Below are 25,395 nucleotides of genomic sequence, written 5' to 3'. Positions count from 1 at the left end.
AGCCGTTCTTCCAAATGGACGAACGGCTTTCTTTAATCTTACATAAATGTAATGTTCATGTAAGAGAAATAGATAGTGGGTCATTAGTGGTGGTGTTATAGTAACAAAGTACTTCGTGAAAGAAATTCTAATATAGTTTTTATAGAGATATTATGACCTACATAACAATCCTGTTTGTGTAGAGGAGTTCGATCGTGGCAACAGTAATGATGAGGTAGGATAAAGTAAGGAGTATGGTATATGAAGACAATGTTAGAAGCGAATAATATTAAAAAGGTATATGACACCGGCGGAAATAAATATGAAGCGTTAAAAGGAATTCACTTACAAGTGAAAGAGGGCGAGTTCGTTGGAATTATGGGACCGTCTGGATCGGGGAAAACAACGTTATTAAATGTTCTTTCTACCATTGATAACGCAACAAGCGGTGAAATTTTAATTGATGGAAATGATATTGTGAAAATGAATGATGATAAACTAGCGTTATTTCGTCGTGATCATTTAGGTTTTATTTTCCAAGATTATAATTTATTAGATACATTAACAGTGAAAGAAAATATTGCGCTTCCACTAGCGTTATCAAAAGTAAAAGCAGGTGAAATTGATCGCCGTGTTCTTGAAATCGCAAAAAAATTTGGTATTGATCATATTTTAGACCAATATCCATACCAAGTATCTGGCGGACAGAAGCAGCGCTGCGCAGCTTCTCGCGCTATTGTTACAAATCCAAGTATGATCTTTGGCGATGAGCCGACAGGTGCGTTGGATTCTAAGTCTGCAACTGACTTATTGGAGAGCTTGAAAGCATTAAATGAATATGATCAAGCGACAATTTTAATGGTCACGCATGATGCATTTGCTGCAAGTTATTGTCAGCGTGTTATTTTCATTAAAGATGGTGAGTTATATAAAGAACTGCACAAAGGAGAATTAACGCGTAAGCAATTTTTCCAAGAAGTACTAGACGTAATGTCTATCATTTCTGGAGGTATAGTAGATGATGTTATCTAATCTTGCCCTTCGCAATATAAAGCGTAACTTTAAGGATTATGCTTTATATTTTATGTCGATGATTTTTAGTATCGTCATTTACTTTACATTTGCAGCACTTCAATACAACACACAAATAGAAAAAGCCGCAGAAGGATCAAAGAAAATTAGCGGGGCATTCCAAGTCTCTAGTGTAATGCTCATTGTTTTCGTAGCGGTATTTATTATTTATTCCAACGGCTTCTTTACACGTAAACGAAAAAAAGAAGTTGGGTTATATTCTTTACTAGGAATTCGGAAACGCCAAATTGGAAAAATGCTGTTTTATGAAAATATGTTAATGGGGTTAATGTCTTTAATCATTGGTATTGTGATTGGTAGCTTATTGTCTAAGCTATTTCTTGAATTACTAGTAAGTTTAATGGGGCTCGATTTACAAGTTCATTTTGAAGTGCCGCTGGCGGCGATTATTAATACAGCAGTTGTGTTCTTTGTGATTATTTTATACACATCGCTGCAAGGGTATCGATTAATTTATCGATTTAAACTCATTGAGCTATTCCGCGCTGAGCGTGAAGGAGAGCAAATGCCAAAAGGGTCTATTGTTATGGCATTTATCGCTGTATTTTTAATTGGTTCTGGGTATTTCTTATCACTTATGTTTACGAAAGCTATTAAATATGCAGACTTCATGATGATTGCATTTTATATTTTACTCGCAACCGTACTTGGTACGTATTTATTATTTATGTTCTTTACAGTTGGCGTTTTAAAACGCACAAGAAATAATAAATCCTCCTTTTATAATGGAATGAATATGATAACAACGTCCCAGTTGTTATACCGCATGAAAGGAAATGCAAAATCCCTTGCGACAATTGCTATTTTAAGTGCAGTAACATTAACTGCTGTTGGTACATCTGTCACGATGTATTACAACACATTTACACAAGCGAAAGATTATACACCGTATAGTTTTTCTTATGTGAAAAAGGATGCGGCTTTAGAACAGAAAGTGAATGCGATCTTTGAGGAAGAGAAGAAGCATAATCCAATTAAAGAGCAGTTCGAAATTGAAATGGTGCCGGTGAAAGGGAAATTTGAAGGTGAAAAAGTTGATATAAGTATGAATGCTCATTATATGATGGCAGAGCAATTTCAACTTATGTCACAATCTGCCTTCAATACAATTGCGAATAAAATGGATACGGTAAGGTTAACTGCTGGAGAAGCTTTTGTATTGGATGGTACGTATATGGAAGGACATGAGTTTAGTACAGTATATACAGGAAATAAAGCGGTATTTCCTCTTGGAAATGAAACGAAGGCATTAACAATTAAAGGTGTTGAAGGTCGTAATGTTACGAACTTAGGAGAATTAGTTGTTGTTGTTCCAGATAATTTATACGAACAAGCGAAAAAGGTAACTGGAACGAGAGTGGTTAAAAATATTGATGTGAAAAATGAGAAGAATAGTAAGGCGTTAACGGAAAAATTAACAAAGATTATGCCAGGAAATCTTGAACCTGCACCGGCATTTAGAGACTTCTATACTGGATTTAAAGGCGGAATCGAAGCAACTGGTATGATGATGTTTATCGGTATTTTCCTAGGTCTTGTATTTTTACTTGCAACAGGTTCTATTATTTACTTTAAACAATTAACAGAAGCAAATGCAGACCGGGATCGTTACGTTGTTCTTCGTAAAGTTGGGGTAACGAAGCAAGAAATGAAGAAGGCAATCGCAAAACAAATCAGCTTTATTTTTGCCATTCCATTAGTCGTTGGAATTTTGCATAGCTTATTTGCGCTAAAAGGATTGTCTAACTTATTACCGTTTGAAATTTTAATTCCATTGTTAATGAGCATTGGAGTATATAGTGTGATTTATATTGGATATTACTTCTTAACAGTTCGTTCTTATTTTAAGATTGTGAGTGGGAGGTAGTAGAAAACGAGGCTGTCCCAAAAGGTCATTGGATACTGACCTTTTGGAGACAGCTTCTTTTGTTGGTTGTTTTATTCGGATCTTATGCCTAGTTCTTCACTAAAATTGCCATATAAGCCATTGTTGTAAGTTCATTTGCATTCAGTAAATCAAATATCCTTTTAAGATAAACATTGTTATGTTCAACTGTTTTTGCGAAAGATTGGATGAGTTTGATCACTAAATCTGTCGTTAATCCTTTATGAAAGCCTGCCATGCCGATTAAATGAAGTTTTATCATTGAATAGTGAATGACTAATATAACATAATCATTGAAAAGCGTTTTGTGTCCAAGTGGGAACAAGTTTTTAAATACATAATTAACTAGGTAGTTTTCTAAAATGTACTCATGTTCTGTCATAAATGGTTCGTAAAATTCTTCATAGGCCTTTTTATAGTGCTCTGTAGTCTCTTCAACAGTTGCTTCTTTTGTATATTGAATACCTTCTAACATCTCTTTTAAACAATCAAGGTATCGTTGACTTGTGATAGACTGGCTAACACGATACTCCACTAATTCTTTACACAATTTCATTTGTACAGCTAATTGAGTAGGTATTTTATCAAGTTGATCTTTCATTCCTTGATTAGACATCCCATTAGTGAACTGAGCAATGACATTTGGAATTCCATCAACATCACCTTGATCAATTTGTTTCTGTACCTTTTGATAGAACATTCCTAAAATGATAAGGCGCTCCGCTAGAGTATAAGATCGGTCTTGTATAATTTGAATGGAAAAAATACGTAATTCCCAGAAGTATTTTTTTGGTTGATTATCGACTTTCAGGTTATCTGTTTTTAAATGTTTTCCAATGAATCCACGAGTACTAGCCGGTTCTTCAGCCTTATTAAAATCAATTCCATTTGGATTAAGAAGGGCTAAACGTGCAGCTTCAGGACATGACATAGTCGCTGATTTTTCAATTACACCGTTAATACTATTAATAGAGCGAGGGTAGACTGCACAAGTATTAGATAAATACTCTTCACCTAAATTTAATTGAACCTTGCAAAGATTCTCTTGGGATAGGAAAGAACATTTTCCGCCCTTCTCCATTTTAATTTTAGCGTAAGACGTAGAAGAGGGGTTTGAACGTTGTCTTGTTACGTTCTTCTTGAGAAGTGGTTTTAATTCTAAATCACGAGATTTTTGGTATTTTTTATAAGTATCTTCATCAACATCTACTCTCCATCCAATGCAACAAGAATCTTCACACTCTGATCCTATACAAGAGAATTGTTGCATATATTGGGGAACAAGCAGCTGTCTATTTTTGGTGTTATTAAGTGTCATCGTACTGATCTCCTTAGTTAATATTACAATAAACTAATAAATATATGATAATTGTATATTAAGAAATATAGATTATCAATATTGCTCTTTTTTTGTAAAATGATTAAGAAATTGCAATGAACCAAAAACGGATAGTTCCTTCATTTCTTTTGGTGACTTAATTAAGTCAAAAAAGGGTAGTTCTTTTTATTTATATGAAAAAAACGAGGCTGCCCAAAAAGTAAAACTTTTGGGGCAGCCTCGTTTTTGCTAAGTATGGTTGTATCGTATTATTTATCAGTTGCAACAGAAGCGATGTATGGTAAGTTGCGATATTTTTCAGCGCAGTCAATGCCGTAGCCAACGATGAATTCATCTGGAATGACAAAGCCAACATATTCAGCTGTTAAATCAACTTTACGGCGTTCTGGTTTATCAAGAAGCGTACAGAATTTTAACGATTTTGGTTTATGCATTAAGAAGTGATCTTTTAAGAAGTGAAGTGTTAAACCAGAATCAATAATGTCTTCTACAACAATTACATTTTTACCTGTAATATTCACATCGATGTCTTTTAGTAATTTCACTTTACCAGTTGTTGTTGTTTGGTTTCCATAGCTAGATGCAGAAATAAAGTCGATTGTTACCTCGTTTTTAATATGACGAATTAAATCGGCTGCAAAGACGAAAGAACCTTTTAATACAGCAATAACAAAAATTTCTTCTCCTTCAAAATCACGCTCGATTTGCATAGCAAGCTCTTTTACTTTTTCTTGCAGCTGCTCTTGTGAGATTAAAGTATCTTTAATTTGAATATCCATCAAAATCCTCCTACATTGTGAAACTTGTGAACAGTTTGACTGTAAAGGATTGACGTGAAAAAGTCAAAAAAGAGAGGGGGGATTTATTTTAAATAGAAGGAATAAGAAATTATAATAGATTGAAGTAGTAGATACATCATGCGGAGACTTATAGATGAAGGAATACCTATAATAAAAACTCTCTTGTCATAAACAAGAGAGTTTACTAGTTTATTCGTTTATTTCACCTATCCAAACTCCGTTGTCTTGGAATGAATGCCATTTCCCATTAATGGAGTGTTTGCCTGTTACCATTTTTCCACCTTGCTCTAAATAATACCAAGCGCCATTCCAATATAACCAGCCTGTATGTACTATGCCATCTTTATTTGCAAAGAGCCACTCCTTTGCATATTGCCCCCATTGATTTATAAGCAGAACGCCATTTTCGTTAAAGAAATAACGGTTACCATCAATCTTATAGGTACTATCTACCATTCGTCCCTCATCTAAATAGTACCATTTCCCGTTTTCTTGTAACCATCCAGTTTTAGCTGCGCCATTCTTATCGAAATAGTACCATGAATTTTCTACTTTCACCCAACCAGTAGCCATTTGTCCGTCTTTATGAAAATAATAAGTTTTACCATCAATAGTGTGTAATCCAACTTTCATTCTTCCTTTATCATAGGAGTCTAAATAGTACCATTTTCCGTTTTCTTGTAACCATCCAGTTTTAGCCGCACCATTTTCACCATAGTAATACCAAATGTTTCCGTCTGGGTTAAGAATCCACCCTTTGGCCATTTTCCCATTGTCATAAAAGTAGTAGCTATTACCGTCGTCGTCTACAACAGCCATGCCTGCTGCCATAGCGTTACCAAGAAAATCAGGGAATAGATACCATGCATCTCCATATTTAAGCCAACCTTTTTTCTTCACACTGTTTTGATCGTAGTAATACCACTGATTATTTTCTTGTACCCATCCAGATTTTTGAGCAATTTGCATTTCTTTTGGCGCATTATTTTTAGCGCTTACATTTTGTTCTGCTTGAGCAATTGTTGGAACGATTAACATTGTAGATAGTAAAACTGGTAAAATAGCTTTCTTCATTTCTCACATCTCCCATTTATTGGTTTATTTTAGATTTAATTTCCACATAAGTTATACTATTACATTGTGAATCTATTTTCAATAGCTTTTGTAATAAAAATGTAATAATTATTTTTTGTTTGTAACATTTATTTATTTTTCGTAATAAAATACCCATTTTATGATAAATTGTTGAAAGGAAATTGAGGTAAGGTTTATCCCGCATTAACAGGTAGTAAGCTGCTTACTTCAAGTTTTAAAGAGAGACGGGATAGAAAGGAGGGAGGATGGTTTTATTATTATTTGCTGCCCATTAATGCGGGATAAAGTGAAAAAGGATCGGCAATTAGCCAATCCCTTTATGGATTTCATATCTATTCTTAGATTCATTTTATCTACAATATTTTTCTCTTAAACCTAATATATGTTCTACAGATTGTTGAACACCTTTTTCTTGATCTTCAAGCATTTTTTCTAATAGATGTTCAGGAGGATAATAGTAATCTACCGGCTTAATAACATGTAAGTCATATGGAGGATTTTCTACTTTGAATGCTCCTTCACCGACTTCATACACGCCCCCAGTTCCTTTTGGACGTTTAAATGGAGCTACGTATGGAAAACACATTTCTACATTAATTCTTGTTAGTGTCGATTCATTCACTAATATTTTGAAACATTCTTCCAAATCGATATTGCCAGTTCCTGCTGGAACACCGCAAACTATATGGTCTTCACCGTCGTGAATAACAATATGATCCTTAAAATGAGTTGTGTAGGCATATGGAGCTAAATTTCTGACTGCTTCAACTGGATCTTCCCATGCCATCATTCCATTTCCTAAATCACAATGTGCTCCAACCCAAGGGCTGTTTACTTCCTTAATAATTTTTATTACCTCAGCTGTTGTTTCTTCTTCGTGATTTTCAACTCCAAGTTTAATTCGATATTTTTTTAACAATGGTACGATTTGTTTAAGATCTTCAGGGGCTTTCGCCATCTTTTCAGCATCGTATTCACCTACACAAACGTAAGTGCGGATGACATCTGCACCAATTTGATTCGCAATGTCTATCACTTTTGTTAAATGCTCTATATCTGTACCTCTTGTATCAATTTCAGCATATAAACCATACTTTTGAATTTCTTCTCGAACCTTTTTCAAATGATCAGGTTCGTTCCCGCCAAGTACACCCCACTCTGGATGTAAATTCTTGTCTGCCTCATTTGTAATAATATTAATTTGAACCCCGTCCAATCCGAGTTCAGCCGTTTTTCTTATAAAGTCAAAAATATCCATTCGGTTGTTGTGAAAAAATAAATGATAGCTTTCTGTTTCTAATCCGATTTTCATGATATCCTCACCTTTCTTATCTTCCTATTATCAATCTCATGCTTCATTTAAAATTGAACTTGCCTCATTCATTTGTAATTTCTTTTTCTTTTTGACAATTCGAACTAAATAACTGCTAATAATCAGACCAAGCACGGAAAAAGCAATCATTGTTAAAAATACATGCCTATAACCATCCATTCCTGGTGTTCTATCTAACATGCTTCCATATAGAGAAAATGCAAACATCGAAGGTGAATATCCTATTAAGCAAGCAATGGAAACAGATGAACCACTGATTTCTCTTGGGATTCCCACCTCATCAATAGGAGCAAAAAATACTGCTCTTTGAGTGAAAATAATTGTGCCAAAGCTAAGTGTAAAGATCATTCCAGTATATACATTCATCGTCTGATGAGGTAAGAAGATAAAAATAGTCATTCCAATAATTGCGACTATAAAAGCAAGTCTCAAATATTTAGATGGAGACTTAAATTTTTTATCAGCTAAGAACCCTCCTAGCGGACCACCAAGCATTTTTAAAGCGTATTGATTAATAATTCCATAAGCACCTACTAGTGCAACAGGCATACCATAGATATCTTTTAAAAACGGAATAAAATATGTTAAACCTATATAGACGGAATATACAGAGAATATAGTAAATGATACGGCCCATACTTCAGGCATCTTTAATGCTTGTAAATCACCGTCTAGTGCAGCTTTATTTTTGTTAATTTTGTTACCTTGTTCATCCGTATCTTTAATTTCATCGTCTTCTACTAAGAAATAAGAAATGATACCAATAACAATTGCTGTTGCTGCAAGGAAAACAATTGCACCTTTAAAGCCGGATGCTCCTGATCCTAACCAACCAAAAATTGCAAGGGCAGCAAAATCGACAATTGTATCAACCACTCCTCTTCCTGCTTCCAGGAACCCGAATACTCTACCTTGTTCATCTTTATCACCTAGTAACCTTACAGCTTTTATTAGCGCAGGCCAATAAGCAGTCTCTGCAAATAAAGCGAAAATAATCCAAACGGTTAAAACGCCATAATAACCAGGAAATGTTGTTAAATATAATCCGGATACTCCAACACCGATTAAGCTAAACGGTATGATTTTCTTCTTAGAAAACCTTTCTACTATATACATCGATGCAATATAACCAAACGCTTGGATGATTCCATAAATTGATAAGATTACACCTATTTGGGTATGGGATAAGTGAAAATAATCAAACGTTTCGTTCATCAAGCTATTTTATTAAAGATGAACACAATAGCATAATTGGAATGCTGTGTGTGAATATTGATATTAGTAACATGATAAAAGCAAGAGACTGGTTAGACAGTATGATTATGAGTAATACTAGCATAAATGAAGATGTAGAGAAGTCTCAGCCTAACCTTGAATTAGACCTTTCTGAGAACTTAGAAGAAAATCTGGATAGTCTTCTTTCATCACTTATTACAGGAGTTTTATTAGAATGCGAAATTCCGCCTGAGAGAATGTCTCCTGATGAAAAAATGGAAGTAATAAAAAAACTTAATGATAAAGGGGTATTTTTACTTAAAGGCGGCGTAAGTGAAGTGGCTAAATATTTAAAGGCATCAGAAGCAACTATCTATCGATACTTAAACAAGGTAAAGTAAATGACACATTTACTTTACCTTGTTTTGTCCTATTAAGCAATTTAACTCAAAAAAGCTAAAAGCTCGATTAGTCGGGTTTTCCACCAGTAGGGGATTAAAAAAATACTGATAGAAGTTTTACTTTATTGTTTTTAAACATGCGCACATCAAATAAATGACACCTAAAATAGAAAGGACTGTAAGCAAACTCAATTTTCATCGAGTTGCTTACAGTCCCAACGGAGAAACTATTAAACGGATTTCTCTTTTTTTCATACATACTATCTAGACAAGTAGTTTTGAATTCCTTCAAAGATAGATTGTGATAGTTTGTTTTGATAGTTGTTAGAAGTTATGCTTAATCTGTCTTCTGTATTCGTTATGAACCCTGTTTCTACTAAAATAGGAAGTGCTTGATTATCTCCTTTTAACACACGAAGTTCCGGACGCTCTTTCAATCCTCTACTTTTACCACCAGTGTTCGCAATTAAAGACTTCTGCACAGCACTTGCTAATTTATAAACTTGATTACTTTTTGGATGGTCAGGATTATATAATGTTTCAATTCCTGCTGCTGCTGGAGAATCTGCAGAGTTTACATGAACACTAACAAAAATATCAGCTTTATTCTTATTGGAAATCTTAACGCGGTCTGATAATTCAATGAAAGTATCTGTTGCACGTGTCATCACAACATGCATACCACTATTTTCCAATAGTTTTTGTAGCTTTAAGCTTACTGATAATGCAATATCTTTTTCAAGTATACTCTTATATACGGCTCCAGAATCCTTTCCACCATGCCCAGCGTCTACAACAATTGTTTTTCCAAAATAGATTGGTTGTTCAATCCAAGCTCCATTTGTATCAAGGTAATACGATATCCCGTTAATTTCAATCCAGCCAGTTTTCATAGCCCCATTTTCAGCCATGTAGTACCATGCATTATCTACTTGTACCCAGCCAGTTTTCATAGCCCCATTTTCAGCCATGTAGTACCATGCATTATCTACTTGTACCCAGCTAGTTTTCATAGCCCCATTTTCAGCCATGTAGTACCACGTATTATCTACTTGTACCCAGCTAGTTTTCATAGCCCCATTTTCGGCCATGTAGTACCACGTATTATCTACTTGTACCCAGCCAGTTTTCATTGTCCCATTTTTAGCCATATAGTACCACGTATTATCTACTTGTACCCAACCAGTTTTCATAGCCCCATTTTCAGCCATGTAGTACCATGCATTATCTACTTGTACCCAGCCAGTTTTCATAGCCCCATTTTCGGCCATGTAGTACCGTGCATTATCTACTTGTACCCAACCAGTTTTCATTACACCATTTTGATCAAAATAATACCAATTATTTTGATCCTGCACCCAACCAACTTTCTTGTCTCCGTCAGTTGGCAACTCAGGCTTTGTCGCTTGTTTTAATTTCATAGTTTCATATAAAAACTTTGAATATTGTCCACGAGTAGTGGTTGTTCCTGGTTCAAACTTTCCGTTTCCCGTACCAACTGTAATACCATTTGATTGCAGCGCACTAATTGCATCGTTTGCCCATGCGTAGTTTGCGGTTATATCATTAAATGTGTGTGCAGCCTGAACTTTTAAGTTAAAGGCATTCTTAAGAACTTGAGCCATTTCAGCACGAGTTAAAGGAGATTTTGGTCTAAAGTTACCATCTTGATCTCCTTTAAAAATACCAGCTTCAGTTAAAGCTAAAATTTCATTTGAAAACATTGTTGTGCTATTACTTACATCATGATAAGGGTTTTTATATTCTGCCTTTGATTGTAAGCCAAGAGCAACATATAGGAGTCTCGCAACTTGTTCACGAGTTACATTATCTTCTGGACCAAATTTTCCATCTCCATATCCAGAAACAATATTTTTGTTTGCTAAATATGTAATTGCTTCATACGCAAAGTATGTGTTTGGTACATCTATGAAACTACCTTGAGAAGCAGAAGCAGCTTGTACTTCTTGCGCCTTATTTTGATCTTGTTGAATAGTTTTAGTAACAGTCTCTTCTTTAGCATTAGTTTCATCTTTTTGCTCAGTTTCTCTTTCTTGGTTAAGAGGTGCTTGTTCTTTTTGTTCAGCTTCTTTCCCTTGGTTAAGAGGTGCTTGTTCTTTTTGTTCAGCTTCTTTTCCTTGATTAAGAGAAGGTGGTTCTGTTTGCTTAACTTCTTTTTCTTGCGTAACAGTTGGCTGTTCACTGTGTGTTTCTGCTAGAATTGGCATTGGACTTAAAACATAGCCTAATGCCAACACAGTTGCCATGGTTTTTTTCAACATGCGTTTATTCACCTTACTTCCTTTGTCTTAGGGATAAATATCCTTATTTGCCATATTTTAATTGTAACAAATAATTCACGAAATGTAATATAAAATATAGATATAAGGAAAAGAGGATGATAGAATATTTATAGTGCGTGTTGTAAAACGTATTCTTCTATATAATTAGATTTTTTAAAATATAATAAATATATATTATGATTTTGAATAAAACCTTACAATTTTGTAAGGTTTTTTGTAAGGTAAATCGATAGTTTGTACTGCTTTTTTTGTATACACTACGTATGTGTAAGGCACACATATTTTAGGAAAATAAGGAAAGTACTAAAACAGAAAGGAGTGAGGGAATGGAGAGGTATTCATCGGCTCTTTCTTTATTATTAGAGAATGATATGATTATGTTAGCTAATAATGAAGGCTGTAAAACTGTAGTTGATCGACAAGAAACATGGGTGGATTCACATGATAAAATTGTGTGGTACAAGTGGAATGAGAACTATAAAGAGAAAATAAAGAAGCAGCACATAGGGTATGAGATGCATAGAGTTGTTTTATGGAATGAGATGAAATCTTGGATTCATAAACATAACGGTAAAAACGAACGAGAGAGCAGCCGAGAGATAGATGCACTCCATTTTCAAACTCCTGAAATTGTTAGACACACAGATTATTCACATTAGGAAAGTAACATGTAAAACTAGGGCACAGAAAAAGAGCAGGTCGCTTATAGAAGCAATCTGCTCTTTTTCTATGATTAAGCGCGTTTCGTAATCAAGCGCGGTGTTGTTGTAAATAAAATGACAAGTAAAATTGCACATAATATGAAAGAACCAATCATTGTGCTACCGTTTATGATGAAGGAATATAAAGCGGCTGACTGTCCTTTTGGTGCATATTGGCCAAAGAAAATAACGCCGGCAATGAAGTGCCAGAAGTAACGAGCTAGGCTGCCGATGAATGTAGCAAAAATGATATACATAACTGCTTTTGTTTTTTGTCTATTGGCAAGTGCTTGTTGAATTGGTAGATGAAATAATCCAGCAAAACCTATAAAAGCAAATGCAATGAAGTATTCAATAAACATTTGTACAGGCGTTAAAATGTATGCATCTCCTACGACAATTTGTAGTAATCCCCAAACGAGGCCACTTAAGAAACTAGCTTTAAATCCCCAGCGGTAAGCGATAATAAAAATTGGAATCATAGCAAATGAGATAGAACCGCTTGTTGGAAGTTTAATAGATAGCGGCAAAATGTCGATGACTAATGCAAGTGCTGCAAGAATCGCTGCCTCTATCATTGCTTGTAAATTTGTATTACGCATGTATAAATCCCCCTACATCCAAGTTACAAAAAAAGAATCATTATCATAGGGGGGTATTGAAATATACAAGTTACAAATAACTATTTACGTATATTCGTTTGCACAATTCCTGCGCTAGCATTAACTAACAGGTTCAAAGGGTCGGAACGATGTGTTCCCTCTCAGCGACGCGGCTCCCCCTGTGACAACGAGATTCTTAAATTGTTAATATTATTGTAGCGGAAATGGATAAGAATGACAAAAGGATTTTAGCATAGCTATGTTATATAAGATAAAACCGTAAAAAATAGTGATAAATTGACACAATATTGTATAGTCTTTCTTTTGAGGTTCATGTTATAATTGGTATTGATAATAATTATCGTTATCGTCTGAGGGGGAGAAATTATGAACTTAGTTGATATGAATATAGATGAAAAAGTACGTGTGAAAGATTTACAATCTCTTGATAAATTATTAAAACGTCGTTTAGCTTCATTTGGATTTGCTGAAGGCTGCGAACTTTGTGTAAAACAAAAGGCAATGTTTAATGGTCCGTGTACATTAGAATGCCGCGGACAATTAATCTCTATTCGCCATTGTGATGCGAAAATGATAAAGGTGGAATTAGCGTGAATAAGGTTGCTTTACTAGGGAATCCAAATACGGGGAAAACATCATTATTTAATGCGCTTACTGGTTCTTATGAATATGTAGGGAACTGGAGCGGAGTAACTGTAGAAAAAAAGATTGGTAAGTTAAAAGGTAAAAATGGAACTTTAATAGACTTACCAGGTGTATATGATTTAAACCCTGTGTCACGTGATGAAGGGGTTGTTACACAATTTCTATTAACAGAAGAATTTCATCATATGTTAAACATTGTAGACGCTTCTCAATTCGAACGTAATATGCATTTAACTTTGCAATTATTAGAATTCGGTAAGCCGCTCTCAATTGGTTTAAACATGATAGATGTTGCCAGGCAGCGTGGAATTAACATCGATGTGAAGAAACTAGCTGAAATACTAGGTGTAACAGTTATTCCGGTTATTGCGAGGAGCGGAAAAGGCTGTGAGGAATTGTTAGCTTCTCTTCACGAAAGTGATCGCGTAGAACAGAAGCCATTTATTCTTTCTTATGGTGAAAAGGTAGATGCAGGAATTCAACAAGTTATGGATAAATTGCAACAAGCGAATTATGAACATTCAAGATGGCTTGCACTTCAATTCTTAGGAAATAATGAAGTGATAGAAAAAGAATTGAGTCAATTACATGTATATAAAGAAATTGTAGCGATTCGCTCTGCATTAGAAGCAGAATTAGACGGAACGCTGGAACAGCATATACACGGAGCACGTGCAGCGTATATCGAAAAGTTAAAGGCAAGTGTACTTCGTCATGAGAAAGAAGGAAGCATTCCTTTTTCTGAACGAGTTGATAAATTGATTACGCATAAAATCTGGGGACTTCCGATCTTTTTAGGGATCATGTATTTCATTTTTCAGGTGACGTTTTCATGGATTGGAACACCTTTATCTGATCAACTTGATGCATTTATCGGCGGACCGTTCACAGATTGGGTAACAACAGCTCTAACTAATATGGGGGCATCTCAATTCATTCAAGCGCTCATTACAGATGGAGTAATTGCTGGTGTCGGAGCAGTAATCGTATTCGTTCCACAAATTCTTGCATTATTCTTTTTCATTTCATTATTAGAAGACTCTGGATATATGGCGCGTATTGCTGTTGTAATGGATCGTATTATGGAGTTTTTTGGACTAAATGGAAAAGCATTTATTCCTATGATTATCGGGTTTGGTTGCAATGTACCAGGTGTTATGGCTGCGAGAACGATTGAACAGGAGAAAGAGAGACTGCTTACGATTTTAGTGACGCCATTTATGTCGTGTTCAGCACGTCTACCTGTATATGCATTATTTGCGGGCGTCTTCTTCCCGCATAGTCAAGCAATCGTTGTGTTCTCTTTATATATTATCGGTATTGTCCTTGCACTAGTCGTTACAAAAATTATGTCTGTGACAGTTTTAAAGCAAGAAAAATCCATTTTTGTAATTGAACTGCCGCCTTATCGCGTGCCGCAAGCAAAAACGTTATGGCGCAGTACGTGGGAAAAAGGTAAGGGATTTGTGCGCAAAGCAGGTACATTTATCTTTGGTGGTTCTGTTGTTATTTGGTTATTAAACTACGCTGGTCCATCTGGATTTGATGTAAAGATGGGAGATAGTTTCTTAGCAATGATTGGCGGATTATTTGCTCCAATTTTTGCGCCGCTTGGTTTTGGAACATGGCAAGCAGCTGCATCACTAATGACAGGATTTTTAGCAAAAGAAGTTGTTGTTTCTACAATGGCAATTATTTATTCCGTGAAAGAAGATGTATTAGGGAACGTAATCGGTACTCATTTTACAACATTATCAGCATACGCATTTATGTTCTTTACTTTATTATATGTACCATGCTTAGCAACAGTTGCGGTCATTCGTCGTGAAACAGGATCTATTAAGTGGACTATTTTCTCTGTTGTTTATCCGCTTGTTGTTGCGTATGTATTAACACTAATTGTATACCAAGTTGGATCCATGCTAGGATTCTAGAAGGAGATGTATCATCATGATAGTCAATATTTTAATTGGAGCTGTCGTTTTTGGGTATGCTGGATACACGTTAATTAACTTTGTAAAGAGAAGTAAAAAAGGGAAATGTGCGGCGTGTTCTCTTAATAAATCATGTCAGTCCAACGTTTGTAGCCCTGATATGAAGCATGTGGTGAATAAGTAATACAGAGATTCTTAGATAATATATAGAAACGCATGGAGAAATGATCCATGCGTTTTTTGTTCATCTCACATTAACGGGCAGTAAGATTCCCCACCTGAAGTGCACTTCAGAAGCAGTAGGTGGGGGTAGTCCAATTGAGTTGAAAAGCGTTTGAGTTGATGTAACAATAATTTAGAATATATATAGTAACTAAGAACCTAGAGGTGATGAAATGAACGAAGGTAAAGAATTACATATCAAAAAAGTGTACGAGCAACTTATTGAAGCTTGGAACAATCGGGATGCAGAAGGTATGGCCAATTTGTTTACTGAACGTGGAGAGAGTATAGGATTTGATGGAAGTCAGTCGATTGGATCTAAAGAAATTTTTTCTCATTTAAGCCCCATTTTTAGGGACCATCCTACTGCTCCATTTGTAAGTAAAATAAAAGATATACGTTTCATTGGTGAAAATGCCGCTATCTTAAGAGCTATCGCAGGTATGATACCGCCAGGAACATCAGATTTAAAGCCAGAGGTTAACACCCATCACACTCTTGTAGTTATAAATAACTCTAATGATTGGAAAATCGAATTATTTCAAAATACACCAGCACAATTTCATGGAAGACCTGAATTAGTAGAACAAATGACAGAAGAACTGAGGGAACTAATATAAAAAATGCTCAGAGCATAAAAACTCTGAGCATTTTTGTTATGCTATTACCCCTGTAAAACTAAATCAGCAATTTTTGTAGGGAATTCTGTATGTACATAAAATTCTTCAGCTTTCCAATACCTATTTTGAAACTTGGAAATATTTTGTTGCGTATGTTCACTTTCACGAAGAAATCTCTTATTTCGCGGGCAGTCCAAATACACTACATAATCGTAGAAACTTCTCCACTCTTTACGTTGAAGAAAAACACCTTCTATTACGATTACACAAGTATTAGGAAGTTTCACGTTCATCATACTCTGTGTATCAGATTCGTTATCATAAAAGGGTAGAATAAGATCGTTCGAAAATCTGAGTTTATCGAAAAAATGATCACGTAACCAAGTAATGTCCCACTGTAAATGATAATATTCATACCATTCTGCATGCCCAGTATTGTAACGTTTTTTACGCTCAACAATGTGGTCATCAATATGAAAGACATAGAAAGGGATATTCTTTTCCTCTACAGCCTCGCTAAGTTTTTTCACAAGTGTTGTTTTGCCAGAACGGCTTAACCCATCTATACCTAAAATAAACCGATCGTTTATCTCAAGATTTGTAATCAAGTGTAAGAGAGTTATGAAATTATCTTTCAAGGTATTGTCATCTCCTTTGAAAAGGTTATTCTTTTTTTACCTTATTTTTCTCAGTTTTGAGCCATTAGCTATTATGCCAATAAAACCAGTGATGGCGAATACATACGCTACGAACAAGAAAGTTGATGATAGTGAGCCTGTAATGATTCTAAATGTGCCAAAAGCAAATAATAGGAAATTACTCACGAGAGCTATCATTGTTCTAGTTTTAATATTCATTTTTTGCACCCCTGAAAAATCTTTATTTTAAATAAATGTTAACACATTGATTGGTATAAATTAACATTAATCGTCATTTAGGAAGAGTTCTCTCTATTTTTATGGATATCGATATGGAAATTTAACACGGTCAAAATGAAAAAAAGAAGCCTTTTAACAGGCTTCTTTTTTTATTTTAATGATATCCCTTTGCAGAGTCTTTATGAATTTTTTCTTTAAAGATGGTGTAGCTCCATAATTGATAGCCAATAACGATTGGTACCATGACCATTGCAACAAAAAACATAATTTTTAAGTTTAACTCACTGCCTGCTGCTTGGAATAATGTTGTGCTGTATGCATCGTTAATGCGAGATGGCAGCATTCTTGGGAACATACCAGTAAAACCAGTTGCCATAAACATGGCGATTGTTAAGCAAACGAATGTGAAGGCTAAACCAATTTTACGTTTGAAAACCATAACGATTACGATGACACTCATTAACATCGCAAGTAACGGAATGATAAACAGTACAGGGTATTCCGTAAAGTTTTGGAATAAGTTTGTAAGGTTTGCCGTTGCGACGTAAAAGATGGCTAAAATAGTTGCTGCTGCCATCGAAAATGGTTTGGCAATTTTATAAGCACGATCTGATACTTCACCAGTCGTTTTAATCATAACCCAAAGTGCACCGGATACAACAAAGATTGCAGTGAAGAAAAGACCGCCTAAAATACCGTAAGGGTGTAATAAGCTCAGTAAATTTCCTTCATAGCCGTGTTTGCCAATTTGTAGTCCGTAGTAAAGGTTAGCGAATGTAACGCCGAATAAGAATGCAATTAAGAAACTACCAACCGCATATGTCCATTTACAAACAGTTTGCCAAACTGGTGAATCATCTTTATGCATAAATTCTAATCCTGCTGCACGAGCGAACAGGGCGAATAATACTAAAAATAACGGTGTGTATAAGTAGCTGAACATGTTTGCGTATGTTACTGGGAAAGCAGCAAATGTCGCTCCCCCTGCTGTAATTAACCATACTTCATTACCACCCCAGAACGGTCCAATTGCTTCTTGCAGTTGATTGCGTTCTTGGCGATCTTTCGTAACGAATGGGAAAATCATTCCGTTACCGAGTGCATAGCCATCGAGAATAAAGTAAACTGTCCAAATCACGCCCCACAAACCGAACCAGATAATTGCAAGTGTATCATGAGACATGAGCTGCACCTCCTTGATTTGTTTCTTCTAATGCTGCAGGTCCCTTTTTCGCAAATTTTAACATGAGATATACATCAGCAATTAATAGTAAAGTGTAGAACAAGACTAAGCTAATTAAAGAGAACCAAATTTGCGGTACAGCAATTGGTGAAACCGCTTCTGCTGTACGCATAAGCTTGTATACTGTCCAAGGCTGACGTCCTGCTTCTGTAACGATCCAACCTGCGTTAATTGCTACATATGGAAGTAATACGGACCACATTGTAATTTTTAAGAAACGTTTTGAGTTTTCTAGTTTTCCTTTGCGCATTAAATAGAAGCCAAACCATGTCAGTGCCATAAAGAATGTGCCAAGGGCAACCATTAAACGGAAACTGTAATAAACAAGATTTACGTTCGGACGATCTTCTTTTGGAATATCTTTTAAACCGACAATTTTTCCATCAAATGAGTTTGTATAGAAGAAGCTGCCGAGTTTTGGAATTGATAGTGCTTCAAAGTTTTTCTCATTTTTCACATCAGGAAATTGAATAATTGAGAAAGGTTTTCCTTCTCCAGTATCCCAAACTGCTTCCATTGCCGCACCTTTAGCCGGCTGCATTTTTGCTGCGAAAGCACCGGATTCGTGACCGATGAAAGGTGTTGCAGTTGCTGCAAATAAACCGAATATTAAACCGTACTTAAATGATTTTTTAAAGAATGCAACATCATTTTTACGCAGTAAGTGATACGCACTAATCGCCATAACGAAGAATGCACCAACGATATAACAACTAATAACAGTATGGAAGAACATATGCCATGCATATGGATTTGTAATAAGTGCCCAAAAGTCAGTTAATTCAGCACGGCCATTGCGGACTACGTAGCCAACAGGATTTTGCATGAAGCCGTCCGCTGTGATAATCCAAAGAGCAGAAATATTTGTTCCAAGTGCGACCATCCACATAGAGAATGCACGGAATTTTGGTGAAATTTTCTCTTTACCGAACAACCAAATTCCCATGAAAGTAGATTCTAAGAAGAAGGCAACAAGTGCTTCTATTGCAAGTGGAGATCCAAAAATATCTCCCATATACTTGGAGTACTCAGACCAGTTTGTTCCGAATTGGAATTCCATCGTAATCCCGGTGATGATTCCCATTACGAAGTTAATGGTAAATAACTTACCCCAGAAATTTGCCATTTTTCGATAAGTTGGATTTAATGTGCGTGCATATTGCGTTTCCATACACGCTACTAAAATAACAAGTCCGAGTGTTAATGGTACAAATAAGAAATGATAAAAGATTGTAATTGCAAATTGAAAACGACTCAGTAATAAAACGTCGGACATAGTAATGAATCACTCCTTTTTTTTTTCATTATCTACAATTAGTTTATAGTGAAAATGTGAGCAAAGTATGGGTGAGTTGTTACAGAACTGTGTGAGAATTATGGAAGAATTATGACTGTTATCTGAAAACATCGTATTTTTAGAATAAAATAATACGTTTTTTGTTTTTTTCATTCTTTGATACACTTAATTTGTAGTTATATGAAGAAAGAGGGGTTTTACTATGAAAACATTAGAAGAAATTTTGCAATATAATAAGGAATTTGTTGAAAGTAAAAAGTATGAAGAATATGAAGCAGGAAAATTTCCGAATAAAAAAATGGTTATTATTTCATGCATGGACACACGTCTTGTAGAACTATTGCCAAAAGCGATGAACATGCGTAACGGTGATGTGAAAATTATTAAAGTAGCCGGTGCTGTTATTTCACATCCATTTGGAAGTATTATGCGCAGCATTTTAGTTGCGGTTTATGAACTTGGTGCAAATGAAGTGTGTGTAGTTGGTCACCATGATTGCGGTATGGCAAAAATTCAAGCGAGCAGCACAATCGAAAAGATGAAAGAGCGCGGTGTTTCAGAAGAGAAACTAGATACGCTTCGTTATTCTGGAATCGATTTAGAGAGGTTCTTACGTGGATTCTCTAGTGTAGAAGAAAGCGTAGAGCACAGTGTTTCTATACTTCGCAACCATCCGCTTATGCCAACAGAAGTGCCTGTACATGGCCTTGTTATTCATCCGGACACTGGAAAGCTAGATGTTGTTGTGAATGGTTACGAAGGTTAATTCTCTTTTTGTTTTTTCTCTGGTACAGGATCGAATCCGCCTGGATGAAACGGGTGGCATTTTAAAATTCGTTTCATTGTAAGCCAGCTTCCTTTTAATGCACCGTGAGTTTGAATCGCTTCTAGCCCGTAGTGAGAACACGTTGGGTGAAAGCGGCATGTTGGCGGTGTCATTGGAGAAATGAATGTTTGGTAAAAGCGAATGATACCGATGAAAATGCGTTTCATAACAATCTCCTTTCGTGCATATGTTGTAAGTATTATAGCATGGTCTGTACATAATACTTTACTAATTTGCAATTCCGTTATATCATATTGGATATAACGGAATTAAAATGAAAGCGGGAGAGATGCATATGCCATCAGTAGAAAGCTTTGAATTAGATCATACAATTGTAAAAGCGCCTTACGTAAGACATTGCGGCGTTCATAAAGTAGGCAGCGACGGTGTCGTGAATAAATTTGATATTCGTTTTTGCCAACCAAATAAGCAAGCGATGAAGCCGGATGTGATTCATACGCTAGAACATTTATTAGCTTTTAATTTACGTAAATATATCGATCGTTATCCTCATTTTGATATTATTGATATTTCGCCAATGGGCTGCCAAACAGGATATTATCTTGTCGTAAGCGGTACGCCAACAGTGCGCGAAATCATCGATTTATTAGAGTTAACACTGCAAGATGCGGTGAAGATTACAGAAATTCCTGCGGCAAACGAAACGCAGTGCGGTCAAGCGAAGCTTCATGATCTAGAAGGCGCAAAACGCTTAATGAATTTCTGGTTAAGCCAAGATAAAGATGAACTTGAGAAAGTGTTTGGATAAGATGAAGGGAAGCTGCCTGTGAAAGGCAGCTTTTTTAATTGGTGGATGTATGTTGACTGATGTTGTGGAATCTTTATATTGTGTCGAAGCGCTGATATAAAGAGTTGGAAGAGCAACCATATATCGAGTGAGAATGCTATCGAGAGATTTTTACCACGGCGACAAATAATATAAAGATAGCAAGACCTAGAAAGAGAACGCCCATTAATTTGCGCTGCTCTTTTATTTCAGAAATCCCCCATAATAGAAAGGCGAGACCTAGGAATATTTGCGTATAAGGAAGGAACTGGGTCCCTTCAGTGAAAAAGGAACAAGTAGCTAAGATTAAAGCAGCTGTACTAAACAGAATGCGAAGTATTTTTAGCATTGTAGCGCTCCTTATCATTTTTTTGTGGTACTTACTATGAAAATAGTGTTTCGTTTAGCGAAAGAACTTCGATAGAGGAACATATAACGTCAACGCGCCAGTAAGAAACAGAAAAATCCCATTCGCTGTTTGTTGTTTTTGAAATTCTGCGATACTAGAAATGAAACACATGAGTCCTAAAGAGATGAGCATATAAGGTAAAATGAATGGAATGTTATCTGTAAAAAATCCAAAAGCAGCTAAAAGTAACGTGATAATGGGAAAAGTAATGCGTAATATTTTAAGCATGTTACTTCTCCTTTCTATTTTTAGTTTGATACGGATTATCCTCTATAGAATCTATTGAATGTTTATAGGAATATCCTTTGTTAATCGTTAGGACGGAGAATAATAAAACGGCAGTCACAATAATGATCGCTATAATTAATATCTTCATCATAGAAAGGTCCCCTTTTTCTTCATTTTATCACTGCACACACTTTGTTTTACATATTTTTGTAAAAAATGAAAACAATAGAAGATAAAGCTGGTGAAAGAAGGGACGTTTTATGGATAAGAAAACATATTATGTGTCAGTTGCAAATGGTGAAATTTCACAGGTGAAAACAGCCAATACATATAGTTTTGCAATTCAAGCGACAGATGAGGAAATCCTTAGATTGCGGGAATGTTTTGATAATGCGTATCGTGAAGATCTTGGAGCATTTGTGCGCTCGCATGTTCCCTTTGTCGAATATCATAATGATTCCAATAATGATCGGTTCGATGAACAACTGCAAGAAGCATATCGTATGATTTATGAATTAGGGGATCATGAAGCGAAAGAATTAATTGCACAGATGGGTATTATCAATGGGTTATGATTGGATAAGATTAGTCATACTAGTCAGAATGTGCTACAATTTGTGGTAAGAAACTTGTAACCATCAATAGGGGAGTAGGGCATGTACACATTTAAAGATTATTATCATAACACTGTACAATTATCGTTTGAACGTTACCCATTTTCTCCAGAACCAAAGCATGTTTGGGTTGTGTGTCGATATGGGAACCAATGGTTATTAACACATCATTTGCGCCGTGGTCTTGAATTTCCAGGTGGAAAAGTAGAAGCTGGGGAAACACCGGAAGAAGCGGCAGCTCGTGAAGTTCATGAAGAAACGGGAGGCATTGTATCAAGCTTAATGTATATCGGACAATATAAAGTATCCGGAAAAGACAAAATAATCATTAAAAATATTTATTTCGCAACAATCAGTGCCTTAGAACAACATACGCACTATGAAGAAACAAAGGGATCTGTACTACTAACAGATATTCCGAAAGACATTAAAGAAAATAAACGCTTTAGTTTCATTATGCGCGATGACGTATTAGCGCGCACAATGCAGCATATAGAAGAAATCGGCTGTTTCACGAAATAGGGACAGGCGATTTCTTTTTTTCATTACATAGCTTTTAAGTGTATTTTCTTATTCATCGATGCTAGGCTTTACAATTGTTTTTTTGAAAAAATGCACTGAAAAACATTATATAAAGAGAGGTAGTTATATGATTAAATATAATTATTTTACATACGCTCTCATGAACACAATTATATTTTTACCATATTTTTTGTTTATCACTATCGGAAACTCTTACAACACCCCCTTGCATGGCTGGTTTCCTCTTATTATCTTTTATACTTTTAAGTATACGGGGGCGTTCCTGATCAATTCGTTTCTCCAAAAAGTGAAGACACGGGAATTGTTGTTAGGTTTTCTTATACTGGCAATTTTCGCAACTGTTTGCGGGATTTTAGCACCTCTTTCAACGATTTGGATTGAATTATCCGCTCTTTTGATGGGAATTGCAACGAGTATCTTGCTTCCTCTTTATACAACAATTCAATATCATGAAAAGCATTTTTATGAGCGTAAAATGAAACTAGAGAATTATGTATTTGCATTATTAACTGCAATCATTCTTGTTTCTGCCATCGTATTTACAGCTCATTCTCATTATTCAGGTGTTGCTTTTTTCATTTATAGTGTGGCACTTTCTCTATGCTATATTTCATTAAGACACATGCCGCAATATGAAATATCGGTAAATTCAGCCGGTGATTTTAGTAAACCATCCTTTATTATTTTTATTCTATTTACCGTTCTTATTTTCATCATGAAAGCTACTCGTGAAACGAATATACAAATTTTTATTGTTCTAATATTGATTGGTTCTTTAACAGTAGTGGCTGCTTCAAGTTTAATGATTACAAAATTTAAATTTCGTCTTCTGCTACCAAAATATATTTACTTTTTTTCTTTTCTGCAAGGCATGGCAGTTAACTTTTGTTTACTTTACGGAACGTTTTATGTTTTATCCCAAAAAAGCACAACATTCATGATGTATGGAGTTTACCTGCCATACGGATTAGGAATTATTTTCTCTTTATTTATGGGGAGTAAGGTTGTGAAACGATTTAATCGTTATCACCCTTTATCTGTCATCAGTGCAGGTTCTGTTTGTGGTTTATTATTTACTATAATACCGTGGACGATTGTCGTAGGCAGTTTTTTCATCGGTTTTTTCACTTCACTGCAAGCTAGAAAATTAAATCGATTTGCTTATGATACTTCTGAAACCTTTAAAGATTCAAGCCTGTTACTACGCAATCGTTGGTCCAAGCTAGGCAGCATGATCAATCAAATTTGTTTAGTTCTATTGATCCTATTAGGTAGCTATATGAATCATATTCCGTTCAATCAAGTTTTTTTAATCATAACTGGAAAAACAACCCACTATAAAGGTGAAATGTTTATAACTCTTATGATGACTGCGATCATGATGTTTTTACTTATTGGAGGCCTTCTGTCATACGGAATTTGGAGAATGAAAGAAATTGCTCCATATGGGAATGAGAATATTGACGATTAAATTGAAAGAACTTGGCTGTTTCATGAAATAGCCAAGTTCTTTTTGTTTTTACAGAAAAGGTATGATTTCTAATAGATCATTGCTTACACTCTCTCAAATGTTCATCTTTCTTCCCAAACCTTTCGTAATAGTTAAATATTGTTATCGTATATTTTTTCAAAATTGATTATCATTTCAATGACAACATAGAGATAGGGAGGACATGATGAGGAAACAGCGTATTTATTTTCTATTTTTGCTCATAAGTATTTGCTTTATGAGTAGTTGTAGTAAAGCAAAAGATGTGGCAAAAGAACAAGAGATATGTAAAACAAAAGAAGAATGTATAAAAAAGGGAGATGCATTGATTAGTCAGATTAACACAAAGTTGCAGGGCATTTCCGAATTAGAAAAATATACAGAAGTAGAAGATGCGGAAGAGCTAGCAGCGTATGAAGAACAAAGAAAAGATGATGAGCGTTACTTCTTTTTAGCTTCTTATTATATTGATAATGATGAATTAGTAGATCCATATTTTGAAGAGCTAGATAAAAAGAGATTACATAAAGTATTTGCTGATGATAAAGAGGCAAGTGAAGAAATTATCACATCTCATGAAGATATGGATTAGGTTCTGGTGCAAAGATGATTTCAAAAAAACATAGGACATGAATTTCCTATTAACCTACGGATTATGCTGCAATACCAAACAGTTTATCAATGAATTCTTTTCGATTTTGGGCAGACTTCACCCCTTGGTGAACTTGCCCTTTTTTCATCATATGCATGGCTTCAATGCCACGTACTATTGAAGTAGCAGTTTCATACGTTTTGAATCCCAGCATAGAGCGTACTCTTTTCTTAATGAAACGATGATCTTGTTCTACGATATTATTGAGATATTTCACTTGTCTCATTATTGACTACTGATAA

General features: G+C 35.3%; 28 protein-coding genes, 1 pseudogene and 1 riboswitch. Of the genes and pseudogenes, 14 read left to right on the top strand and 15 right to left on the bottom strand.

Going from position 1 to position 25,395, the window contains the following annotated elements; translation table 11 throughout:
* Nucleotides 1–240 precede the first annotated feature (240 nt).
* Nucleotides 241–1,011: an ABC transporter ATP-binding protein gene (locus AB1284_RS19560; RefSeq protein WP_429753367.1), complete on the top strand. Its 771-nt coding sequence runs from the start codon at nt 241–243 to the stop codon at nt 1,009–1,011.
* The gene (locus AB1284_RS19555) at nt 998–2,938 is read left to right on the top strand and encodes an FtsX-like permease family protein (protein WP_429753368.1); all 1,941 of its coding nucleotides are present in this window, start codon (nt 998–1,000) and stop codon (nt 2,936–2,938) included. The genes AB1284_RS19560 and AB1284_RS19555 overlap by 14 nt, the downstream gene beginning before the upstream one ends.
* Nucleotides 2,939–3,026: 88 nt before the next feature.
* Here the strand turns inward: AB1284_RS19555 and fliB are convergent, their stop codons facing one another.
* The 5 genes from fliB to AB1284_RS19530 form a co-directional block, all read right to left on the bottom strand.
* Entirely contained in the window at nt 3,027–4,274 is a 1,248-nt protein-coding gene (fliB, locus tag AB1284_RS19550; protein WP_429753369.1) for a flagellin lysine-N-methylase, read from the bottom strand.
* Between the two features lie 269 nt (nt 4,275–4,543).
* Complete coding sequence (gene hpt, locus AB1284_RS19545; protein ID WP_336484217.1) at nt 4,544–5,074, bottom strand: hypoxanthine phosphoribosyltransferase; 531 nt, start codon at nt 5,072–5,074, stop codon at nt 4,544–4,546.
* A 210-nt stretch (nt 5,075–5,284) separates the two neighbouring features.
* A complete protein-coding gene (locus tag AB1284_RS19540; protein ID WP_429753370.1) occupies nt 5,285–6,169 on the bottom strand; it encodes a nucleoside triphosphate hydrolase in 885 nt (294 codons plus the stop codon).
* Between the two features lie 370 nt (nt 6,170–6,539).
* Nucleotides 6,540–7,502 carry a sugar phosphate isomerase/epimerase family protein gene (locus AB1284_RS19535; RefSeq protein ID WP_429753371.1) on the bottom strand — a complete coding sequence of 321 codons (963 nt, stop codon included), beginning with the start codon at nt 7,500–7,502 and terminating at the stop codon, nt 6,540–6,542.
* Between the two features lie 36 nt (nt 7,503–7,538).
* On the bottom strand, nt 7,539–8,738 hold the full coding sequence (locus AB1284_RS19530; RefSeq protein WP_429753372.1) for an MFS transporter: 1,200 nt from the start codon (nt 8,736–8,738) through the stop codon (nt 7,539–7,541).
* Nucleotides 8,739–8,788: 50 nt separating this feature from the next.
* Here AB1284_RS19530 and AB1284_RS19525 point away from each other — a divergent pair, with 50 nt between their 5' ends.
* Nucleotides 8,789–9,139, top strand: coding sequence for a helix-turn-helix domain-containing protein (locus AB1284_RS19525; protein WP_429754414.1), 351 nt, complete (start codon nt 8,789–8,791; stop codon nt 9,137–9,139).
* Nucleotides 9,140–9,399: 260 nt separating this feature from the next.
* Here AB1284_RS19525 and AB1284_RS19520 read toward each other — a convergent pair whose 3' ends face one another.
* Nucleotides 9,400–11,421 (bottom strand): N-acetylmuramoyl-L-alanine amidase, encoded by a 2,022-nt coding sequence (locus AB1284_RS19520; protein WP_429753373.1) that lies wholly within the window; start codon nt 11,419–11,421, stop codon nt 9,400–9,402.
* 347 nt (nt 11,422–11,768) lie between these two features.
* Here AB1284_RS19520 and AB1284_RS19515 point away from each other — a divergent pair, with 347 nt between their 5' ends.
* On the top strand, nt 11,769–12,101 hold the full coding sequence (locus tag AB1284_RS19515) for a hypothetical protein (RefSeq protein ID WP_429753374.1): 333 nt from the start codon (nt 11,769–11,771) through the stop codon (nt 12,099–12,101).
* 74 nt (nt 12,102–12,175) lie between these two features.
* Here AB1284_RS19515 and thiT read toward each other — a convergent pair whose 3' ends face one another.
* On the bottom strand, nt 12,176–12,745 hold the full coding sequence (thiT, locus tag AB1284_RS19510; protein ID WP_429753375.1) for an energy-coupled thiamine transporter ThiT: 570 nt from the start codon (nt 12,743–12,745) through the stop codon (nt 12,176–12,178).
* An 88-nt stretch (nt 12,746–12,833) separates the two neighbouring features.
* Nucleotides 12,834–12,935, bottom strand: a riboswitch (TPP riboswitch).
* A gap of 197 nt (nt 12,936–13,132) precedes the next feature.
* On the opposite strand from thiT, the gene AB1284_RS19505 reads away from it, so the two are divergent.
* The 4 genes from AB1284_RS19505 (at nt 13,133) to AB1284_RS19490 (ending at nt 16,187) form a co-directional block, all read left to right on the top strand.
* Complete coding sequence (locus tag AB1284_RS19505; protein WP_154710773.1) at nt 13,133–13,360, top strand: FeoA family protein; 228 nt, start codon at nt 13,133–13,135, stop codon at nt 13,358–13,360.
* Nucleotides 13,357–15,345: a ferrous iron transport protein B gene (gene feoB, locus AB1284_RS19500; protein WP_429753376.1), complete on the top strand. Its 1,989-nt coding sequence runs from the start codon at nt 13,357–13,359 to the stop codon at nt 15,343–15,345. Before AB1284_RS19505 ends, feoB begins: the two co-directional genes overlap by 4 nt.
* A 16-nt stretch (nt 15,346–15,361) precedes the next feature.
* Nucleotides 15,362–15,529 carry a FeoB-associated Cys-rich membrane protein gene (locus tag AB1284_RS19495; RefSeq protein WP_429753377.1) on the top strand — a complete coding sequence of 56 codons (168 nt, stop codon included), beginning with the start codon at nt 15,362–15,364 and terminating at the stop codon, nt 15,527–15,529.
* A gap of 211 nt (nt 15,530–15,740) precedes the next feature.
* Entirely contained in the window at nt 15,741–16,187 is a 447-nt protein-coding gene (locus AB1284_RS19490; protein WP_429753378.1) for an SgcJ/EcaC family oxidoreductase, read from the top strand.
* A 44-nt stretch (nt 16,188–16,231) separates the two neighbouring features.
* Here the strand turns inward: AB1284_RS19490 and AB1284_RS19485 are convergent, their stop codons facing one another.
* The 3 genes from AB1284_RS19485 to AB1284_RS19475 form a co-directional block, all read right to left on the bottom strand.
* Nucleotides 16,232–16,810, bottom strand: a complete 579-nt coding sequence (locus tag AB1284_RS19485) for a kinase (protein WP_429754415.1) — start codon at nt 16,808–16,810, stop codon at nt 16,232–16,234.
* Nucleotides 16,811–17,219: 409 nt separating this feature from the next.
* Nucleotides 17,220–18,248, bottom strand: coding sequence for a cytochrome d ubiquinol oxidase subunit II (gene cydB / locus AB1284_RS19480; RefSeq protein WP_429753379.1), 1,029 nt, complete (start codon nt 18,246–18,248; stop codon nt 17,220–17,222).
* Nucleotides 18,238–19,584, bottom strand: a complete 1,347-nt coding sequence (locus AB1284_RS19475) for a cytochrome ubiquinol oxidase subunit I (protein WP_429753380.1) — start codon at nt 19,582–19,584, stop codon at nt 18,238–18,240. Before AB1284_RS19475 ends, cydB begins: the two co-directional genes overlap by 11 nt.
* A 223-nt stretch (nt 19,585–19,807) precedes the next feature.
* Here AB1284_RS19475 and AB1284_RS19470 point away from each other — a divergent pair, with 223 nt between their 5' ends.
* The gene (locus AB1284_RS19470; RefSeq protein WP_429753381.1) at nt 19,808–20,371 is read left to right on the top strand and encodes a beta-class carbonic anhydrase; all 564 of its coding nucleotides are present in this window, start codon (nt 19,808–19,810) and stop codon (nt 20,369–20,371) included.
* Here AB1284_RS19470 and yidD read toward each other — a convergent pair.
* Nucleotides 20,368–20,598: a membrane protein insertion efficiency factor YidD gene (gene yidD / locus AB1284_RS19465; RefSeq protein ID WP_429753382.1), complete on the bottom strand. Its 231-nt coding sequence runs from the start codon at nt 20,596–20,598 to the stop codon at nt 20,368–20,370. The two genes, AB1284_RS19470 and yidD, sit on opposite strands and share 4 nt — an antisense overlap.
* A 128-nt stretch (nt 20,599–20,726) precedes the next feature.
* On the opposite strand from yidD, the gene luxS reads away from it, so the two are divergent.
* The gene (gene luxS / locus AB1284_RS19460; protein ID WP_230576081.1) at nt 20,727–21,200 is read left to right on the top strand and encodes an S-ribosylhomocysteine lyase LuxS; all 474 of its coding nucleotides are present in this window, start codon (nt 20,727–20,729) and stop codon (nt 21,198–21,200) included.
* Nucleotides 21,201–21,336: 136 nt separating this feature from the next.
* Here luxS and AB1284_RS19455 read toward each other — a convergent pair whose 3' ends face one another.
* From AB1284_RS19455 to ytzI, 3 genes are read right to left on the bottom strand one after another with little or no spacing between them, the layout of a single operon-like run.
* A complete protein-coding gene (locus AB1284_RS19455; RefSeq protein WP_429753383.1) occupies nt 21,337–21,567 on the bottom strand; it encodes a YczI family protein in 231 nt (76 codons plus the stop codon).
* A 54-nt stretch (nt 21,568–21,621) separates the two neighbouring features.
* Entirely contained in the window at nt 21,622–21,855 is a 234-nt protein-coding gene (locus tag AB1284_RS19450; RefSeq protein WP_429753384.1) for a DUF3953 domain-containing protein, read from the bottom strand.
* 1 nt (nt 21,856) lies between these two features.
* Nucleotides 21,857–22,006, bottom strand: a complete 150-nt coding sequence (ytzI, locus tag AB1284_RS19445) for a YtzI protein (RefSeq protein WP_429753385.1) — start codon at nt 22,004–22,006, stop codon at nt 21,857–21,859.
* Nucleotides 22,007–22,115: 109 nt separating this feature from the next.
* Between ytzI and AB1284_RS19440 the strand changes: the two genes are divergently transcribed.
* From AB1284_RS19440 to AB1284_RS19425, 4 genes are all read left to right on the top strand, one after another.
* A complete protein-coding gene (locus AB1284_RS19440) occupies nt 22,116–22,430 on the top strand; it encodes a hydrolase (protein WP_429753386.1) in 315 nt (104 codons plus the stop codon).
* An 81-nt stretch (nt 22,431–22,511) separates the two neighbouring features.
* Nucleotides 22,512–22,991, top strand: a complete 480-nt coding sequence (gene ytkD / locus AB1284_RS19435; protein WP_429753387.1) for an RNA deprotection pyrophosphohydrolase — start codon at nt 22,512–22,514, stop codon at nt 22,989–22,991.
* A gap of 322 nt (nt 22,992–23,313) precedes the next feature.
* Complete coding sequence (locus tag AB1284_RS19430; RefSeq protein WP_429753388.1) at nt 23,314–24,483, top strand: hypothetical protein; 1,170 nt, start codon at nt 23,314–23,316, stop codon at nt 24,481–24,483.
* Nucleotides 24,484–24,688: 205 nt separating this feature from the next.
* Nucleotides 24,689–25,093, top strand: a complete 405-nt coding sequence (locus tag AB1284_RS19425) for a hypothetical protein (protein WP_429753389.1) — start codon at nt 24,689–24,691, stop codon at nt 25,091–25,093.
* A 61-nt stretch (nt 25,094–25,154) separates the two neighbouring features.
* On the opposite strand, the pseudogene AB1284_RS19420 reads toward AB1284_RS19425, so the two are convergent.
* Nucleotides 25,155–25,379: pseudogene (locus AB1284_RS19420) on the bottom strand (DDE-type integrase/transposase/recombinase); the annotation flags it as partial.
* Between the last annotated feature and the right edge of the window lie 16 nt (nt 25,380–25,395).

The sequence above is a fragment of the Bacillus sp. S2(2024) genome (assembly GCF_050474045.1).
GTDB classification, from domain to species: Bacteria; Bacillota; Bacilli; order Bacillales; family Bacillaceae_G; genus Bacillus_A; species Bacillus_A yunxiaonensis.
This window is presented reverse-complemented; position numbering and strand designations above follow the sequence as displayed.